The organism is Streptomyces durocortorensis, from assembly GCF_016901035.1.
Classification (GTDB): Bacteria; Actinomycetota; Actinomycetes; order Streptomycetales; family Streptomycetaceae; genus Streptomyces; species Streptomyces durocortorensis.
The window spans coordinates 1-16837 of sequence record NZ_JAFEUF010000162.1 but is presented as its reverse complement, the minus strand read 5'-3'; the positions used below and the strand labels follow the sequence as shown (position 1 = coordinate 16837).

The window sequence follows — 16837 nt, the reverse complement described above, 5'->3', positions numbered from 1 at the left end:
CCCCGGGCTACTTCGCGGCCGCGCCTCCCCCGCCCACCCGCGAGCGCCGCTCCGCCGGGGCCACCGCCGCGCTCGTCGCCGTCGCCGTGGTCGTGGCGATAGGGGCGGGCGGATCGGTGTACGCGTTCATGAACGGCGACGGCGCGGGGAAGACCGCGTCCCGCGGCCCTTCGGCCTCCGCCCAGGCCGACGGAGGCGGGCAGGGGCGCGGCGAAGGGGGCGTTCCCGAAGGGTTCCTGGGGACCTGGTCCGGCTCCATACCCGGCGAACAGGGCCCGTCCACCCGGACGTTGACCATCCGGCAGGGCGACGTGGGCGACCAGGTCCTCGCCCTCACCGCCGAGGGGCCCCTCGAATCCGGGTCCACGTACCACTGCGAGTTCACGGCCCCCCTCTCCGGGCCGGCCGCCGGGGACGGCCCGGTCCGCATCGGCCCCTCCACGGTGTCCTCCGGCCGCCCTGCCACCTCCTGCACGCCCGGGAAACCCACCGAACTGGCCCTGCTCCCGGACGGCAGCCTGCGCCGCACCACGACCGGGACCGGCGAGAGCCTGATCTACACCAAGTCCAACTGAGCGGAAGGCACTTCGGCCACCGGAGAGGCCGTCCGCCGCCGCAGCGCCCCCGTGATCAGCGCCGCGCCGCCCAGCAGCAGGAGCACCACCAGCATCGCGTTCCGCAGCCCCACATGGTCGGCCAGGAAGCCCAGCGACGGCGGTCCGACCAGGAACGCCGCGTAGCCCGCCGTCGACACCGCCGCGACCCGGGCCGAGGCGTCCACCGGCCTCGCGCCCTCCCCCGCCGCCGAGATCGTCACGGGAAAGCCGAGCGAGGCGCCGAGGCCCCAGAGCACCACCGCGGCCCCGGCGAGCAGCGCGCTGTCCGAGAAGATCACCAGCGCCACGCCGACCGCCGCCACCACCGCGCTGGCCCGGACCACGGCCGCCGGGCCGTACCGCACCAGCAGCGGCCCGCCCGTGAACCGGCCCGTCGTCATCGCCGCCGCGAACAGCATGAACGTCAGCGAACCGGCCGTCGCACTCGTCCCGTGGCCGTCCACCATCAGCAGCGGCAGCCAGTCGTTGGCGGATCCCTCCGCGAAGGCCATGGCCAGCACGATCAGGCCGATCAGCACCAGCCGCCGGTCCCGCCAGACCTCCACCTGCGCCCGCAGCCCTCCGGTCCGCGCGCCGTCACCGGTCCGCCCGCCCTCACCGGTTTCCGCCGACTCCCGCCCCGTCCCCGCCGGGACCGCCCGTACGGTCCACACCCCGGCCGCCGCGACCGCGAGCGCGACCGCCGCCAGGTGCCAGCCGACCGGGAAGCGGACCGCCGTCAGGCCCATCCCGAGCAGCGCGCCCACCACCGTCCCCAGGCTGAAGCAGCCGTGCAGCACCGGCAGGACCGGGCGGCCCACCGTCCGCTCGACGGCCGCGCCCTCGATGTTGAACGCCACCTCCGCCAGGCCCATCCCGGCCCCGAACAGCGCGAGTCCGCCGAACACCCCGCCGGACACCTCCAGCGCCGCGGCCCCGGCGATCACCAGCAGCCCGGCCACCAGCAGCCCCGCCCCGAGGGTGATCACCAGCCGCCCGCCGTGCTTGCGCACCAGCCCGCCGGAGAACAGCACCCCCGCCATCGAACCGATCGAGAGCCCGAACAGCACCAGCCCCATCGACCCCGTGGACACCTCCAGTGCGTCCCGGACCGCCGGCGTCCTGGCCACCCAGGACGCCATGCTCACCCCGGTGGCGAGCATGAAGAGGAAGAGCGCCGCGCGCCAGCGGCGGGTGGTGGCGTCCATGACCTGGGGTTTCTTCATGGGTGACGAGCGTACGCCTGAAGCGTACGTCCGTACACTCCCTGCCCGCGCTCTATGCTGCGACGCAGGACGAGAACCCAGCCGAACCAGACCGAGACCCAGGCCGAGACCCAGGCCGACTCCGAGGAGGCGCCGCGTGGCGACCGGGCGCACCGACCCCGAGCGGCGGGACCGCATCATCGACGCGGCGCTCGACCTCATCGTCGACGAGGGCGTCGCGGGCGTCTCGCACCGCAAGGTCGCCGCCCGCGCGGGCGTGCCGCTGGGCTCGATGACGTACCACTTCTCCGGCATGGACGAGCTGCTGCACGAGGCGTTCACCCGGTTCTCCGGAACGATCGTCGCCGTCTTCGAGGAGCGCCTCGGCGCGGCCACCACCCCCGACGAGGCCCGCGAGGCCGTCGCCGATCTCGTCCACCACCTCTCCGGCGGCAACCAGCGCGAGCTGATCCTCACCCACGAGCTCTACACCCTCGCCGCCCGCCGGCCCGCCTACCGCGAGCTCACCCGCACCTGGATGGGCCGCAGCCGCCGCGCCCTGGAGTGGCACTTCGACCCGGCCACCGCCCGCCAGCTCGACGCGCTCATCGAGGGCCTGTCCATCCACCGCGCCCTGGAGACCGAGCCCCACGAGCGCGCCCTCACCGTCGAGGCGATCGCCCGCATCACCGCGCCGCGCCCGTAGGACTCGCTCCCGGCCCGCGGACTTCCCGAAGTCGTCCGAGGTCGGCAAGTAGCAACGGGAACCTGGGCTTTGAGAACCCCTGCTGGTGCCATGGAGTGGTCGCTCTCCTCCGGGGAGATCTGTGGAGAAGGGAATCTCGCGGGATGCGGACCACAACACTGGGCAGGGACGGGCCGGTCGTCGGACGGCTGGGGCTGGGCGCGATGGGCCTCTCCTACCGTTACGCCCCGGCCCTGCGGGACCGGACCAAGGCCGTATCGCTGGTCCGGGAAGCGGTGGACCTCGGGGTCAACCTCGTCGAGACGGCCGGCGCCTACGCGGCCGGGGAGAACGAGCGGCTCATCGGCGAGGCCATCCGCGGCCGCCGCGACGAGGTCGTGCTGTGTACCGGCGGCGGCCTGCTCGGCGACCCGGACGGCGGGCTGCGGCCCGCGGGCGGACCGCAGGCCCTGCGGGACGCGGTCGACGAGAGCCTGCGCCGGCTGCACGTGGACCACATCGACCTCTACCTGCTGCGCCGCGTCGATCCCGGCGTACCGCTGGAGGAGAGCTGGGGGGCGCTGGCCGAGCAGGTCTGGGCGGGGAAGATCCGCATGCTGGGGCTGCCCGTCGTCACCGTCCAGGAGGCCCGTGCCGCCGAAGCCGTGCACGAGGCGGCGGCGATGGCCGCCGAGGTGTCGCTGTTCACGCGCTGCGGCCTCGACGACGTCGTGCCGTACGCCGTGGAGCGCCGGATCGCCCTGCTGGCCGGCGCCCCGCTCGGCCGCGGCCTGCTGACCGGTGCGCTGGCCCGGGCCGACGACCTGCCCCTGGACGACTGGCGGCTCACCCAGCCCCGCTTCGCCCCGCGCGCCATCCGCCACAACTTCGCGCTCACGCAGGCGGTCGCCCACGTGGCCGCCCGGCACGGGGCCACCCCCGCCCAGGTCGCCCTGGCGTGGCTGCTCCGGCTCGGCGACCACGTGGTGCCGGTGCCCGGCACACGGGCGGCGGACCACCTCGCGGAGAACCTCGGCGGGGACGGGCTCCTGCTGACCGAACAGGACCTGACCGACCTGGAGTTCCTCCCCTACCCGTCGGGTGCGCCGGAGAGCTGAGCCGCACCGCGCTCGCCTCTCATCCCGATCACCCCGATCACCCCGATCACCCGACCGTCTCTTCCGACTTCCGGCTTCCGGCTTCCGGCCCTTCCGGCTTCTCTGGAGTTCTTGACATGACGACCTCTCTGGTACGGCAGGTCCTCCCGCGGCCACGTCCGCGGGCGGCCACGGCCGACGTCCACGGCACCACAGCGCCCGGATTCGCCTCCGTGCGCCACTCCTTCGAACAGGCCTGCCGGGACGCGGGCCCGCCCGGCTCCCGGGGAAGCGCGCTGGCCGTCGTCCAGGACGGCGAACTCGTCGTCGACCTCTGGCACGGCACCGCCGACCCGACCACCGGGACGCCGTGGACCGGCGACACCCTGGAGCCGGTGCTGACGGGCTCCCACGGGATCCTGGCCACGGCGGTCCTGCTGCTCGCCGACATGGGCGCGCTCGCGCTGGACCGGCCGATCGCCGACCACTGGCCGGAGTTCGCGGCGCGCGGCAAGGGCGCGGTGACGCTGCGGGACGTGCTGACGTTCACCGCCCGCCTCCCGGCCATGGCGGCGAACCTCGGCCAGCGGGACGTCGAGGACCCGTACCTGATGGCCGCGCTGCTCGAACTGGACGGCCTGGAGGAGGACCCCCGGGCCGGCGGCGTGCTGCACGGGCCGTGGACCGCGGGGTGGATCGCCGCCGAGGTGATCCGCCGGGTCGACGGCCGCGAACTCGACCTGTTCTTCCTGGAGGAGATCGCGGGCCCGCTGGGTCTCGACATCCACTTCGGGCTCGTCCCCGACCAGCTGCCGCGGACCGCCCGCATCTCGTACGGCACGGACTTCCGCGCCCGTTTCGCCGCGCCGGCCGCCCGGACGGTTCGCGGCGGGGTGTGCGACGGCGACGCGGACCTCTACGGGCGGGTGTGGAACAACCCCTCCCCGTTCCCGGCGGACCCCGGAGTGTGGAGCGAGAGCCGGCGGCGCTACGCGCTCGTCCCCTCGCTGGGGGCGTACGCGTCGGCGCGCGGCCTGGCCCGGCTCCAGGGCGTCCTGGCCGAGGACGCCGTACGGGCCCCGGGCGAGGAGCCGCTGCTGTTGTCGCGCCGCACGCTCGACCAGGCACGGAGCTTCTGGGTCGAGGGCCTGGATCCGCTGCTCGGCGGGGTCAGCGCGTACGGCGAGGGCGGCTTCCAGCTGCTCGACGAGGGGCTGCACCCGGCCGTCCGCTCCGGCGCGTTCGGCCACCAGGGCCCCGGCTCGGTCGCCTACCAGGCGTGGCCGCGGGCCCGGGCCGGGGCCGCGTGGGTCCGCAACCGGCTGACGGCGGGCCCGGGCGCCCCGGTCCTGGACGAGGTGGCGGGCGCGGTGGCCCGGGCGCTACGAACCGCCTGACGCGCGGGCCGCTTCGGGCACGGTCCGGCCCGCCGGGTCGACGTTCCCCCCGGCCGCTTCGGGCACGGTCCGGCCCGCCGAATCGGCCGTACCCCGGGCCTCCTCCGGCACCGGCCGGCCCGTCAGGTCGACGGTGAGGCCGTGCAGGACGACGTCCCAGACCGAGTCCCAGACGGAGACGGAGTCCCAGGCCGAGTCCCGGGTCCTGCCGTGCGCGGCCATGGCGCCCTCGGTGAGGTGCGCCAGCAGGGCCACGGCGTCCTCGGGGGAGACGCCGGGGCGGAGCCGGTGCGCGCCGTGGGCCCGGTCGAGCAGGTCACGGAGCATGGGCAGCCAGGCCTCGGCCAGCGGCGGTACGCCCTCGGGACGGTCCGCCTCCAGGCGGCGCGCGGCGCGCACGAAGGGGTCCTCGTGCGCCAGCCGGGCCAGGGATCCGATCAGGGTGCGCAGTCCGCGCAACGGGTCGCCGGCGGAGGCCAGTTCCGCCAGGCAGCACCGGAGCCGGGCGCGCCCGGCCGTGCGTACCTCCTCGGCCAGGACGGTCTTGGTCCCGAAGTGGAAGGTCAGAGCGCCGATCGAGGTCTCGGCCCGCCGTCCGACCCGCTGGAAGGAGGCGCCTTCGTAGCCGCGGTCGGCGAACTCATCGGCGGCCGCCTCCAACACGGCCTGGCGCGTCCTGGCCGCCCGTTCCTGCATGCGCCTTCTCCTTGAACCTCGGCAAGTAGTCGTTCTCTCGAACAGAAATATAACGAACATTCTCTATGTTTGTTAGTCTGCACAGCGACGCTCACCTGGGAGGGACCTGCAGTGACGACGACGTACGAGACGCCCGACATGGCGACCGGCCGGCCACCGGGCGATCTGTCCCGGCTCCTGTTCGGCCACCTGCACCGCTCCGACCAGCAACGTTGGGGGCACGTGTATCTGCAGGGGCTGATGCGGACGCACGGGAAGAAGACCGTGCGCCGGATGGCGGCCGTCGTGACCGGCTCGGAGGCCGCCTCCGCGTCACTGCACCAGTTCGTCAACGCCAGCCCGTGGGAGTGGGCCCCGGCCCGCGGCGAACTGGCCCGCTGGGCCGCCCGGTCGCTGCCGGTGCGGGCCTGGACCCTGGCACCGGCGGTGCTGCCCAAGCGCGGCGCCTGCTCCGCCGGGGTGCACCAGCGCTTCCTGCCGGAGTCCGGGCGCACCGTCAACTGCCAACTGGGCCTCGGCCTGTTCCTGGACGCCGGACAGGCGCATGTCCCGGTCGACTGGCGACTCTTCCTGCCGCCCCGGTTCACCCACGACGAGGCGGTACGGGACCGGGCGAAGATCCCCGCGACGACCCGGGCCCAGCCGCTGTGGGACCACGCCCTGCGCCTGGTCCAGGACATGACGTCCCGGTCGGACGGGCGGACGGCGCCGGTGGTCGCCGACCTGACGTCCCTGTGCGATGTCATGCCACTGGTGCGGAGACTCCAGGGCGGCGGGCACGCCCATGTGCTCGCCGTCCCGGGCCAAACCACCCTCGCCGGACCCGAACTCCCGCCCGGAGAACGCGAGTCGGTGCGCTCCCTGCTGCTGCGCCGGGGCGTACGGCACCCGGCGGGGCCGGGCCGGCAGGTCGTCTCGTACGACACCCCGGTACGCGGGCAGCGCCAGGACGGCGAGCACACGGGCGGGGCGGGACGACTGCTCGCCGAGTGGGACGCGGGCAGCGGGCGGCCGGGCCGGATCTGGCTCACGAACATCACCGACCGCCACCCGGCCGAGCTGCTGGAGCTGGCCCGGTCCCCCCGGGGCGCCCGGGCCGCGATCGAGCGGATGGGCGAGAACTTCGGCCTCCTCGACTTCGAGGGCCGCTCCTTCCCCGGCTGGCACCGCCACATGACCCTCGTCTCGGCCGCCTACGCCTACAGCACCCTGGAGGGCATCAATCACTGACCCCATTCCTTGCCTGTACAAGTAGATAGCGACGGGAGCCGCTTCCGCAGACGTCAACACTCCCCAGATGATTGCATGGGCATGTATCTTGTTTTCATCGCAGTCGAGAAGGGGAGCCGTTTCATGACGATCCAGCAGCAGCCACGCGCCGCCTCCGATCAGGCCATGTGGGAGTCCGTCCTCGGCCTGCACGCCTTCGTGGAGCGTCAGCTCGCCCACGCCCTGCAGCGCCGCTACGGCGTCGGCCTGTCCGAGTACCGGGCCCTGGAGGTGCTCACCCAGGCCGAGAAGGGCGAGTGCCGGATGCAGGAGCTGGCGGACCACATCGGGCTGGGCCAGAGCTCGGTGACCCGCCTGGTGGGACGCCTCGACAGCGCCGGGTACGCCTACAAGGACAACTGCGCCGACGACAAGCGCGGCGTCTTCGCCGTCATCACCGAGGAAGGGCGCAAGCGCTACCAGGACGCCCGCGCCACGTACGCCGACGTGCTCAGCTCGGCCCTCAACACCGCGAGCGCCGACGACCAGCTCGCCCGGGCGGTGCAGGCGCTGCGCAGCGCCGCCTGACACGATCACGGCGAACGGCAGACGGCAGACGGCAGGCGGCGGGAGGCGTCCGGGGTGACCCGGACCACCCGCCGTCTTTTGCATGTTCGGGCTTCTTCTTCGAGCCGGGGGAGTGACCTGGATCACCTCACCTCCCGATTTACATGCTTGACCATGCAAATAAAAGCCGTTAGGTTCTTGCTCGTGGCCAGCCAGTCGGCCGGCCACGACAGCCAATCCATCCAGGCATCCAGGGGGACCGTTGCCTTCGCCTCGTCTGTTGCGGGCAATCAGCCGGCACGCACAGGACCAACCCGACAGAACCGCGCTCGTCAGCGCCGGTCGACGCGTCAGCTACGCGGAGCTGGAGCGGCTGACCGCCCGCGCCGCAGCCGAGCTCGACGGCGCCGCCTTCGGCTCCGTACGCGCCCTGTGCGTCCCGGCCCACAAGTCGGCGGAGACCGTCGCGCTGCTGCTGGCGGCGTGGCGCCGGGGGATCAACACCCTGGTCCCGTCGCCCGCCCTGGGCGCCGCCGCCCTGTCCACGCTCACCGCCCAGGCGCACGGCCCGCTGACGGCCGTCGCGGTCCCCGGCGGCGGCGTGACCCTGTCGCGGGAGGAGACCGACCCCGCCCTGGCGGACGGCTTCAGCGCCCCCGACCCCGAGGAGTCGCTGCTGACCCTCACCACCTCCGGGTCCACCGGCGTCCCCAAGCTCGTCCCGGTCCGCGTCGAGGCCTTCGACCGCTTCGCGGACTGGGCCACGGCGAAGTTCGGGCTCGACGGCGACACCAGGGCGCTGAGCTTCTCGCCGCTCAACTTCGACCTGGCGCTCCTCGACGTCTGGACGGTGCTGGAGGCCGGCGGCACGGTCGTGCTCGCCGACGCCGGGGCCAGCGGGGACGCCGGCTATCTGCGCGACCTCACGCAGGCCAACGGGGTGACCCTCGTCCAGGGGGTGCCGCTGCTGCACCGGCTCCTGGCCGCGGACGACGCCCGTTACCCGGCGGTCCGTACGGTCGTGTTCACCGGGGAGGCCGTCTCCGAGCAGGGCCTGCGGGACACCTTCGCCGCCTGCCCGGCCGCGCGCTTCCACAACGTCTTCGGCTGCACGGAGACCAACGACAGCTTCGTCCTCGACATCGACCCGGACGCCTATGCGCACCCGCTGTCCATCGGCGACCCGATCGAGGGCACCGACGCGGTGCTGCTGATCGAGGGGGCCGGCGGCACCGAGGTGCTGGAAGGTCCCGGCACCGGGGAACTGCTCGTGCACACCCCCTTCCAGACCTGTGGATATCTCGAACAGGCCCGCAACGCCCAGGCTTTCATGCCGGATCCGCGCGGCGGCGGCGCCATGTTCTACCGCACCGGCGACCTCGTCCACCGCGACGCGGACGGCCGCCACTTCCTCCAGGGCCGCGCCGACTTCCAGGTCAAGGTGCGCGGCGTGCGCACCAACACCCTGGAGGTCGAGACCGTCCTCGGCGCCCACCCGGACGTCGTCGAGGCCGCCGTCGTCGCCCTGCCCTGCCCCGAGGCGGGCACCCGGCTGCACGCCGAAGTGGTGCGCCGGGACGGCACGTCCCTCAGCTCGCTGGGGCTGCGGGCGTACGCGGCGAAGCACCTGCCGCGCCACGCCGTGCCCAGCTCGGTGGGGCTCGCCGGCACTCCCCTGCCGAAGACCCCGACCGGCAAACCGGACCGTAAATCGATTCTGAGCACCCGACTGAACGGAGTCTCCTCATGAGCACCGCCTTCAACGACCCGATCCGCGCCTACATCGTCCGGGAGTTCCTGGCCGGCGAGGACGCCGAGGACCTGACCGACGACTTCGACCTGATCGAGAGCACCGTGGTGAACAGCCTCGGCCTCGTCCGCCTCATCTCCTGGATATCGGAGACGTACAGAATCCCCGTCGACGACATCCCGCTGGAACCCGCCGCCTACCGCACGCTCGCGGACATCCGCGACTTCGTCGGCAAGGCCGCTCCGGCCGCGCCGGCCACTGTCTGACGGCCCGCCACCGCAACGCGCATCTGCCCAGAACGCGTACCTGACCGGAACGCGTACCTGACCGGAACACAGCGATGACAGGAGTTCAGCCATGATCGTCCGTTCTCTGTCCGACGTCCCCGCGATCGAGTGGGGCAGTGGTACGAGTCACCGTCTGCTCACCGAGGCCGACGGCATGGGATTCACCGTCTGCGAGACGCTGGTCCGCCGCGGCACCTCCAGCGGGCTGCAGTACCTCGGCCACCTGGAGGCCTGCTACTGCATCGGCGGTTCGGGCGAGGTCGTCACCAAGGACGGCGCCCACCACAAGATCATGACCGGGACCATCTACGCCCTGGACCAGCACGACGCCCACCACCTGATCGCCTCCGACGACGAGGACCTCCTCCTCGTCTCGGTCTTCAGCCCGGCGCTGCGCGGCGACGAGAAGCACTCGCTCTCCGAGGACGGCTACTCCCGCTACTGATCCCGCCGGTCCGCAAGCCCGGGTGGGGGGGGGGGGGGGGGGCGCGGCGCGCGCCGGCCCCCCCCCCCCCCCCCCGCGACCCGGCCCCGGCCATCCGCACCGGCGGCGACCGCACCCGGCGCCCAGCGAAAGGCAAGGCAGAACACGCATGGCAGCAGAATCGGCAGCAGAACAGGCCACCGACACCTACGGCATCACCGCCCCGTACGGCGACGAGCTGAACGACGACGTCACCCGCTGGGACCGGGCGGCCGAGTTCCCGCACGAGAAGTGGAAGCCGCTCCAGCGGTCCGGGCTCTTCACCCTCCCCTTCGCCCCGGAGTACGGCGGCGCGGGCCGGACGCTCACCGAGACCATGGCCGCGCTGGAGGGCCTCGGCCACACCAGCCGGGACGCCGGGCTGAACTTCTCGGCGTCCACGCAGATCGTCAGCGTCGGCATCCCGCTCCAGGCGTTCGGCTCCGCCGAGCTGCGCGAGCGCTACCTGCCGCAGGTCACCTCCGGGCAGGCCATCACCGCGCACGCGATCACCGAGGCGAGCCACGGCTCGGACGTGATGAACATCCGGACCACGGCCGTCCGCGAGGGCGACGAGTACGTGATCAACGGCGGCAAGCTCTTCATCACCAACGCCCCGGTCGCCGACCTCTTCCTGCTCTACGTCCGCACCGGCAAGCCGGGCGCCTTCGGCCTCAGCACCTTCCTCGCGGAGCGCTCCACGCCGGGCCTGACGATCGGCGAGCCGCTGGAGACGATGGGGCTGCGCACCTCCCCGATCAGCGAGGTCACGCTCAAGGACGTCCGGCTGCCCGTCGGCAACCGGCTCGGCAGCGAGGGCGCCGGCTTCCTGATCATGGATTACGTGATGAAGCGGGAGGTCCTCTTCTCCTTCGCCGTCAACCTCGGCGAGATGACCCACCGCCTCAAGCGCGTCGTCGAACACGCCACCACCCGGCAGCAGTTCGGCAGCGCCATCGGCAAGAACCAGGCAGTCGCCCACAAGATCGCGGACATGCGGATCGCGGTGGAGACGGCTCGCAAGTGGCTGTACGACACCGGCCGCAAGGTCGAGCAGGGCAAGGACGCCTCGCTGGACGTGGCCGCCACCAAGATCCTGGTCAGCGAGGCCAACCAGCGCACCGCCCAGGACGCGATCCAGATCTTCGGCGCCCGCGGCTATCTGACCGACACGGGCATCGAGCGCGAGCTGCGCAACGCCGCGGCCGGCTCCATCTACTCCGGCACCAACGAGATCCAGCGCAACTGCATCGCCGCCCTGATGGGCCTGTGACGAGACGAGAGGCACCCGCATGACCGACACCGTTACCGAAACCGGCACTCTGACTCCGGACACCGACGTCCTGACCGAAATCGGCACCCTGACTCCGGACGCCGACGTCCTGACCGAAATCGGCACCCTGACTCCGGACGCCGAGGACATCGCCCGTCTCACGGCGGCCACCGACTTCCTCGACCACGAGCACGAGGCCGTCCGCGCCTTCGTCGACAAGGCCCTCGGCGGCATCGACCGCGACGCCGCCGACCCGGTCGACCTCGCCGTCGCCCTCTACTACGCGGTGCGCGACGGCATCCACTACGAGGTCTACGGCGCCGACCTGTCACCGCAGGGCCTGACGGCGTCCAGCATCATCACCGGCGGCAAGGGCTTCTGCCTGCACAAGTCCGTTCTCTACGCCGCCGCCTGCCGCGCGGTCGGCATCCCCGCCCGGCTCCACTACAGCGATGTGCGCAACCACCTCGCCTCCGACCGGCTGCGCTCGTACATCGGCGGCGACGTCTTCTTCCACGGCCTGGCCACCGTGTACCTCGACGGCCGCTGGGTGAAGGTCACCCCGGTCTTCGACAAGCTGCTGTGCCGGCTGTACGGGATGACCCCGCTGGAGTTCGACGGCCGCTCCGACAGCCTCTACCACCCCTTCGACGCGCAGGGCCGGCAGAGCATGGAGTTCCTCACCGACCACGGCGACTTCGACGACGTCCCGTACGCCTTCGTGATGGAGAACATGCGCCGCAAGCACCCGAAGTTCCTGGACGAGGACGGCACCGGCACCGTCGGCGGCGGCTCGCTCGCCGACGAGGCGAACTGAGACCCGGAGCCCCGGCCCCACCCCCGTACCCGAGCACGACAACACAGCAGAAAGCACGGCAGAAGAGGAGAGGCACCCCATGACGCAGTTCCAGGCCCGCGAGGACGGCTGGGCCGTGGCCGCCCGTGTCGGCGTCGTCGTTCCGCACGCGGACGTCGGGCCCGAGTCCGAGCTCCAGGCGATGGCGCCGCGCGATGTCTCCGTCCACGGCTCCCGCGTGCACTTCGGGGCGATGCGCCCCGGCGGGGAGATGGACCCGAAGATCCCGCACGACCCGGTGCGCGCCTTCATCGACCCGCCCTTCATCGACGACGCGGTCGAACTGCTCGCCGCCGCCCCGCTGGACTCCATCGCCCTGGGGTTCACCAGCTCCGCCTACGTCCTGGGGGCCGACGGCGAGCAGAAGCTCTTCGAGCGGCTCGCGGACCGGACCCGCGGCATCCCGCTCACCGGCACGACCCACGCGGCCGCGGCCGGCTTCCGCGCCCTCGGCGCGGAGCGGATCGCGCTCGTCAACCCGCCGTGGTTCGACGACGAACTCTCCGCGCTCGGCGCCTCGTACTTCGGTGAGCGCGGCTTCGACGTCGTCCACCACGGCCCCTGCGGCCTCCCCAGCAACCAGAAGCTGATCACGCCGGAGGCACTGGTGCAGTGGATCGAGTCCACCGTCGCCCCGCAGCGGCCGCAGGCGGTGCTGGTCGCCGGCAACGGCATCCGCGCCGTGGGCACCATCGCGGGCCTGGAGGAGCGCATCGGGTTTCCCGTGCTCACCGCGAACCAGGTCCTCTTCTGGCACGCGCTGCACCTCGCCGGCGGGACCGCGGCGGCGGCGCGGATCACCGAGTACGGGGCCCTGTTCGGCGTCCGTCCCGAGGACGCGGCCACGGCCGACGCCACGGCCGGCACACCGGTCCACGCACCGGCCGACGCCCCGGCGAGAGGCGCGGCCGTGGGGGCGGCGCGATGAGCCTGCTGCCCGCGTACGGCTACCAGGCCGCCGTGCAGGAGACCTGCGACACGCCGGAGTACCACATGCCGCTGGTGTGCTGGCACGACGACGGGACCGGGGTGCGCGGCCTGGTGCTGTTCCGCGGGACGCTGCGCCCGGCGGAGCAGGTGCCGGGGTTCCGGCGCTATCTCGCCTCCGAGGACCTGGAGCAGTACGCCATGACCGGCCCGTGGCCGCTGCTCGCAGCAACCGCCTGATCCGACCCGTGGCGGGGACCGGCCGGATTCCCGCCGCACCAGGAGCCGTATCGACATGACACCCGACCTCACATGGTCCGACGCGCCTCCGGGGGAGGTCCTCGATCCGGTCTCCATCTGGATCGTCCGGGCCCCGGCCGGACAGCGCCTGCCGCCCGACGGGACTCCGCCCGACTGGCTCGACGAGAACGAACGGCGCCGGCTGGCGTCGATTCCGCAGCCGGCCGGCCGGGAGACCTACGCGTTCGCCCACTGGGCGCTGCGCAGCGTTCTCGGCTCCTCGCTCGGCTGCTCCCCCGCCGGGGTCGGCTTTCTGCGGCAGCCGTGTCCCGGCTGCGGCGGGGCGCACGGCAGGCCGGCCATCCGTGACCCGGACCCGGCGGGCGAGGCGCCGGAGTTCTCGATGTCGCACAGCGGGGACCTCGTCGCCATCGCGGTCGCCGAGGCCACCATCGGCATCGACATCGAGTCCTGGCCGACCCCGGAATCCGTCGCCGGGTACCTGCCGTTCCTGCACCCGAGGGAGCAGCAGTGGCTGGGCGGCCGCCCGGACGACGAGCTGGTCCGGGACTTCGCCCGCCTGTGGACCCGCAAGGAGGCCATGGCCAAGGCGACCGGGCAGGGCATGGCCGCCGTCATGAACCGGCTCGATCTCACCGGTCAGCCACTGGGCTGGCGGGTGCGGCAGCTGCTCGCACCGCCCGGGTACGAGGCGAGCTTCGCGGTCCCGGCCTCGGTGCATGTGGAGGTCACCGTGTACGAGGACCTCCCGCAGCCGATGCCGGAGCCGGAGCCGGTACGGGCCTGACCCGGTGCCGGTCCGGCCCGAGGCCAGGCCCGACCCGGTGCCGGCCCGGCGGCGGGCGGCCCGTACACCCCCGAGGTGTACGGGCCGCCCGCCGTTCCGCGTGGTCCCGTCGCCCGTGGTGCCGTGCCCTAGACGACGGTCACCTCGGCGCTGAAGACCTGGACGCCGTGCTGCTCGACCCGGACCGGAACGCGGCGCCGGCCCGTGCTGCCGGGGACCGGCGTGCCGGCCACGACGACGGCGGGGGCGTCGAGTTCGACGTACCGGGCGAAGTCCGTCGTCATCCCGACGACGGCCGTGGAGGCGTCACCGACGGCGTGCGCCGCCTGCCGGGCCGCTTCGAGCAGGAACATGCCGGGCACATGGTCGACGGCGTGGTCGAAGAGGACCGGGTGCGTGGGGTCCACCCGCAGCATCCACCGGTCGGACCGCCCGCCCGGGGCCGGCGAGAGCACCACATCGTCCGCGGAGTCCCGGCCCACCCGGTGCGGCTCCACCGGCGGGCCCGCCGGGAGGCAGTTCGCCAGGGCCGCGTCGAGGTCCGCGTAACTCCCGCGCAGCCGCCGGTAGACGGCCGCGGGCTGGTTGTTGAAGCGGGTGTGCGCGGTGCCCATCAGCCGCTTCCCCAGGTGGACGTCGATGTCCATCGTCATACCGGCGAACCTGCTGCCGCGCCGGACCACGTCCGAGCAGGTGACCACGAGGCGCACCTCGTCCTCGCCGGTGGTCACCAGCGCCGCCAGCGGCTCGACCGCGAAGCTGAACCGCTCCCACGCCTGCTTGTACTCCCGCGGGACATCGTGCACGGCGTGGGACAGCAGCGGCACCGCCTGGCGCACGCTCTCGGCGAGCAGCAGCGGGTCGTACGCGCCCTGCGACGGCCGGTAGAAGTCGTGCCCCTTCGGCCATCTCGCCGTGATCACGTATCTTCCCGGGTCCTGATCGTCCCGCTCACCCTGGTCGTCCCGCTCGGCCCACGTTCTGAGCAGCACTTCCTCCCCCCGAAGCTTGTGCACCTGCCACTGGTGCACCTGCGACTGCTGGACCGGCTTCACATCACGGCTCAGTACAGATACAGACAACTTGGCCCCCCAAGATCGGTAGTTTTCGCGGACGACTACGGAGGGATGTGTGCGCATCACTCCTCGTCCCCGCTCCAAAAATAATGTTCCTTTTGTTTTCTCAAGTCAAGAGTCGATGATCACTGAAACAATTCCGGGGGCGATTGGGGTCGATGTCCAACTCAACTCCCGCATAACGGACTTGCCGTGACCGCTGTTCACCCGGTTAACATAAGGAGCATTCTTTTTGGGAAGGTGAGAGTCATGGCGCAACCGAAACAGGAGCGGGCGGAACAGACCCGTCGCGCACTGCTGCACGCGGCCGCAGAGGTCTTCGACGAGTTCGGCTACGCGGGGGCCAGCATCACGCGCATCCTCAAGCGTGCCGGGGTGACGGCAGGCGCTCTCTACTTCCACTTCGGGTCCAAGGAGGACCTGGCCAAGGCGGTGATGAACAGCCAGCCGGAGACGCTCGTCCCGCTGCTCGCGGCCGGCGGCCTCCAGCGGCTCATCGACCTCACCCTCGTGTGGTCGTGGCAGCTCCAGCGCGACCCGCTGCTGCGGGCCGGCGTACGGCTGACGAACGAGCAGGCCTCCATCGACGGCTCCCTCAACGCCGACCCGTACGAGAACTTCCGCGGGATCATGGTCGGCTGCCTGCACGAGGCGCTGGAGGCCGGGGAGTTGCAGCCCGGCGTCGACCCGTCCGTGGTCGCGGAGTTCGTGGTGGCCGCCTGTACCGGAATGCAGATGTACTCCAACGTCGTCAGCGGCCGCCGCGACCTCCCCGAGCGCACCCAGCAGATGTGGAACCTGATCCTGCCCGGCATCGCGGTCCCGTCCGTGATCACCCGCGCCGAGACGGCCCCCGCCCGCGGCGCCGCACTGATGCCCTGACCCGCTCCGCCCGTCGACCCGCTCCCGCCGTCGACCGGCTCCGCCCGTTGACCTGCTCCGCCCGTTTCGACGAACCCTACGGAGAAGCATGCTCACCCTGCGCCTGGCCGCTCTGAACATCGACGGTGTCCTGCTCAACGACACGTTCAGCCCGGTGATCCATCACTTCATCGTCAGCAGAGGCGGTACGTACTCCGCCGCGCTGGAGAGATCGATCTTCTCCCAGCCGCAGCACATAGCCGGCCGGTTGCTCTCGGCCGCCGTCGGCGGCCGCATGACCGGCGAGGAAGCGCTCGCCGCCTACTTCGAGGACCGCGCCGACTTCCTCGACCGCCACCCGGTCACGGTCACGCCCGGCACGCACGAGCTGCTCCTGCGGCTGCGGGGCGCGGGCCTGCGCACGGTCTGCTACGGCGGTCTCGGCAAGGACCACTTCGACCGCCATCTGGGCCGGTACGCCGAGCTGTTCGACGGCCCCGGCTACGTCTGCACCAACGACGTGCGGCCCGGCCTCAAGGAGATCACCGAGGACGTGTTCGGGCTCCGCCCCGAGCAGGCCCTCTTCGTCGACGACGTGGCCCGGGTCGCCGACGCGGCCCGTGAGCTGGGCACCGCCTTCGTCGGCCGCCCCTCCACCTTCGTCCACAGCCATCAGCGCGCCCTGATGCGGGAGTCGGGCGTCCAGCACCTGATCAGCGGTCTCGACGAGCTCGACGACGCCCTGGTGCACCGGATCGACCACGAACTCGGCGCGGGCGATCTCCGTCGGATTGGCCAGGCGCTGCTGGATCGCCTTGCCGCCGAAGCCGGCGCGTACGGCGGG

General features: G+C 72.5%; 18 protein-coding genes and 1 pseudogene. 16 read left to right on the top strand and 3 right to left on the bottom strand.

From position 1 onward, the window contains the following. A pseudogene (locus JS521_RS25185) lies at nucleotides 1–575 on the top strand (serine/threonine protein kinase); the annotation flags it as partial. Here JS521_RS25185 and JS521_RS25180 read toward each other — a convergent pair. Continuing rightward, nucleotides 557–1822 carry an MFS transporter gene (locus tag JS521_RS25180; protein WP_205085218.1) on the bottom strand — a complete coding sequence of 422 codons (1266 nt, stop codon included), beginning with the start codon at nucleotides 1820–1822 and terminating at the stop codon, nucleotides 557–559. The pseudogene JS521_RS25185 and the gene JS521_RS25180 sit on opposite strands and share 19 nt — an antisense overlap. A 136-nt stretch (nucleotides 1823–1958) precedes the next feature. Between JS521_RS25180 and JS521_RS25175 the strand changes: the two genes are divergently transcribed. The 3 genes from JS521_RS25175 to JS521_RS25165 all read left to right on the top strand — a co-directional run bounded on the left by JS521_RS25175 (nucleotide 1959) and on the right by JS521_RS25165 (nucleotide 4980). Next, the gene (locus JS521_RS25175) at nucleotides 1959–2507 is read left to right on the top strand and encodes a TetR/AcrR family transcriptional regulator (protein ID WP_073822630.1); all 549 of its coding nucleotides are present in this window, start codon (nucleotides 1959–1961) and stop codon (nucleotides 2505–2507) included. A gap of 143 nt (nucleotides 2508–2650) precedes the next feature. Continuing rightward, nucleotides 2651–3604 (top strand): aldo/keto reductase, encoded by a 954-nt coding sequence (locus tag JS521_RS25170; RefSeq protein WP_205085217.1) that lies wholly within the window; start codon nucleotides 2651–2653, stop codon nucleotides 3602–3604. A gap of 116 nt (nucleotides 3605–3720) precedes the next feature. Next, nucleotides 3721–4980, top strand: coding sequence for a serine hydrolase domain-containing protein (locus tag JS521_RS25165; protein WP_205085216.1), 1260 nt, complete (start codon nucleotides 3721–3723; stop codon nucleotides 4978–4980). On the opposite strand, the gene JS521_RS25160 is transcribed toward JS521_RS25165, so the two are convergent. Beyond that, nucleotides 4966–5676, bottom strand: coding sequence for a TetR family transcriptional regulator (locus JS521_RS25160; protein WP_205085215.1), 711 nt, complete (start codon nucleotides 5674–5676; stop codon nucleotides 4966–4968). The genes JS521_RS25165 and JS521_RS25160 overlap by 15 nt on opposite strands. Nucleotides 5677–5814: 138 nt before the next feature. Between JS521_RS25160 and JS521_RS25155 the strand changes: the two genes are divergently transcribed. From JS521_RS25155 to JS521_RS25110, 10 genes are all read left to right on the top strand, one after another. Next, nucleotides 5815–6906: an IS701 family transposase gene (locus JS521_RS25155; RefSeq protein WP_239487808.1), complete on the top strand. Its 1092-nt coding sequence runs from the start codon at nucleotides 5815–5817 to the stop codon at nucleotides 6904–6906. A 123-nt stretch (nucleotides 6907–7029) separates the two neighbouring features. Continuing rightward, on the top strand, nucleotides 7030–7473 hold the full coding sequence (locus JS521_RS25150) for a MarR family winged helix-turn-helix transcriptional regulator (protein ID WP_205085213.1): 444 nt from the start codon (nucleotides 7030–7032) through the stop codon (nucleotides 7471–7473). Between the two features lie 259 nt (nucleotides 7474–7732). Beyond that, complete coding sequence (locus JS521_RS25145; RefSeq protein WP_239487807.1) at nucleotides 7733–9202, top strand: AMP-binding protein; 1470 nt, start codon at nucleotides 7733–7735, stop codon at nucleotides 9200–9202. Then, entirely contained in the window at nucleotides 9199–9468 is a 270-nt protein-coding gene (locus JS521_RS25140; RefSeq protein ID WP_205085211.1) for an acyl carrier protein, read from the top strand. The genes JS521_RS25145 and JS521_RS25140 overlap by 4 nt, the downstream gene beginning before the upstream one ends. Nucleotides 9469–9559: 91 nt before the next feature. Then, the gene (locus JS521_RS25135; RefSeq protein ID WP_205085210.1) at nucleotides 9560–9934 is read left to right on the top strand and encodes an ectoine synthase; all 375 of its coding nucleotides are present in this window, start codon (nucleotides 9560–9562) and stop codon (nucleotides 9932–9934) included. A gap of 148 nt (nucleotides 9935–10082) precedes the next feature. Further along, nucleotides 10083–11225, top strand: a complete 1143-nt coding sequence (locus JS521_RS25130; protein ID WP_205085209.1) for an acyl-CoA dehydrogenase family protein — start codon at nucleotides 10083–10085, stop codon at nucleotides 11223–11225. 19 nt (nucleotides 11226–11244) lie between these two features. Next, entirely contained in the window at nucleotides 11245–12042 is a 798-nt protein-coding gene (locus tag JS521_RS25125) for a transglutaminase-like domain-containing protein (RefSeq protein ID WP_239487806.1), read from the top strand. Between the two features lie 79 nt (nucleotides 12043–12121). Continuing rightward, nucleotides 12122–13009: a maleate cis-trans isomerase family protein gene (locus JS521_RS25120; protein WP_239487805.1), complete on the top strand. Its 888-nt coding sequence runs from the start codon at nucleotides 12122–12124 to the stop codon at nucleotides 13007–13009. Continuing rightward, nucleotides 13006–13248 (top strand): DUF6253 family protein, encoded by a 243-nt coding sequence (locus tag JS521_RS25115; RefSeq protein ID WP_205085208.1) that lies wholly within the window; start codon nucleotides 13006–13008, stop codon nucleotides 13246–13248. Before JS521_RS25120 ends, JS521_RS25115 begins: the two co-directional genes overlap by 4 nt. A 55-nt stretch (nucleotides 13249–13303) precedes the next feature. After that, nucleotides 13304–14056: a 4'-phosphopantetheinyl transferase family protein gene (locus tag JS521_RS25110; protein WP_205085207.1), complete on the top strand. Its 753-nt coding sequence runs from the start codon at nucleotides 13304–13306 to the stop codon at nucleotides 14054–14056. 128 nt (nucleotides 14057–14184) lie between these two features. Here the strand turns inward: JS521_RS25110 and JS521_RS25105 are convergent, their stop codons facing one another. After that, the gene (locus tag JS521_RS25105) at nucleotides 14185–15138 is read right to left on the bottom strand and encodes a ScbA/BarX family gamma-butyrolactone biosynthesis protein (protein WP_239487804.1); all 954 of its coding nucleotides are present in this window, start codon (nucleotides 15136–15138) and stop codon (nucleotides 14185–14187) included. 243 nt (nucleotides 15139–15381) lie between these two features. Here JS521_RS25105 and JS521_RS25100 point away from each other — a divergent pair, with 243 nt between their 5' ends. Together JS521_RS25100 and JS521_RS25095 are read left to right on the top strand one after the other, a co-directional pair. Next, nucleotides 15382–16014, top strand: a complete 633-nt coding sequence (locus JS521_RS25100) for a ScbR family autoregulator-binding transcription factor (RefSeq protein WP_205085205.1) — start codon at nucleotides 15382–15384, stop codon at nucleotides 16012–16014. A gap of 88 nt (nucleotides 16015–16102) precedes the next feature. Continuing rightward, a partial coding sequence (locus JS521_RS25095) for an HAD family hydrolase (protein ID WP_239487803.1) occupies nucleotides 16103–16837 on the top strand: 735 nt, incomplete at its 3' end.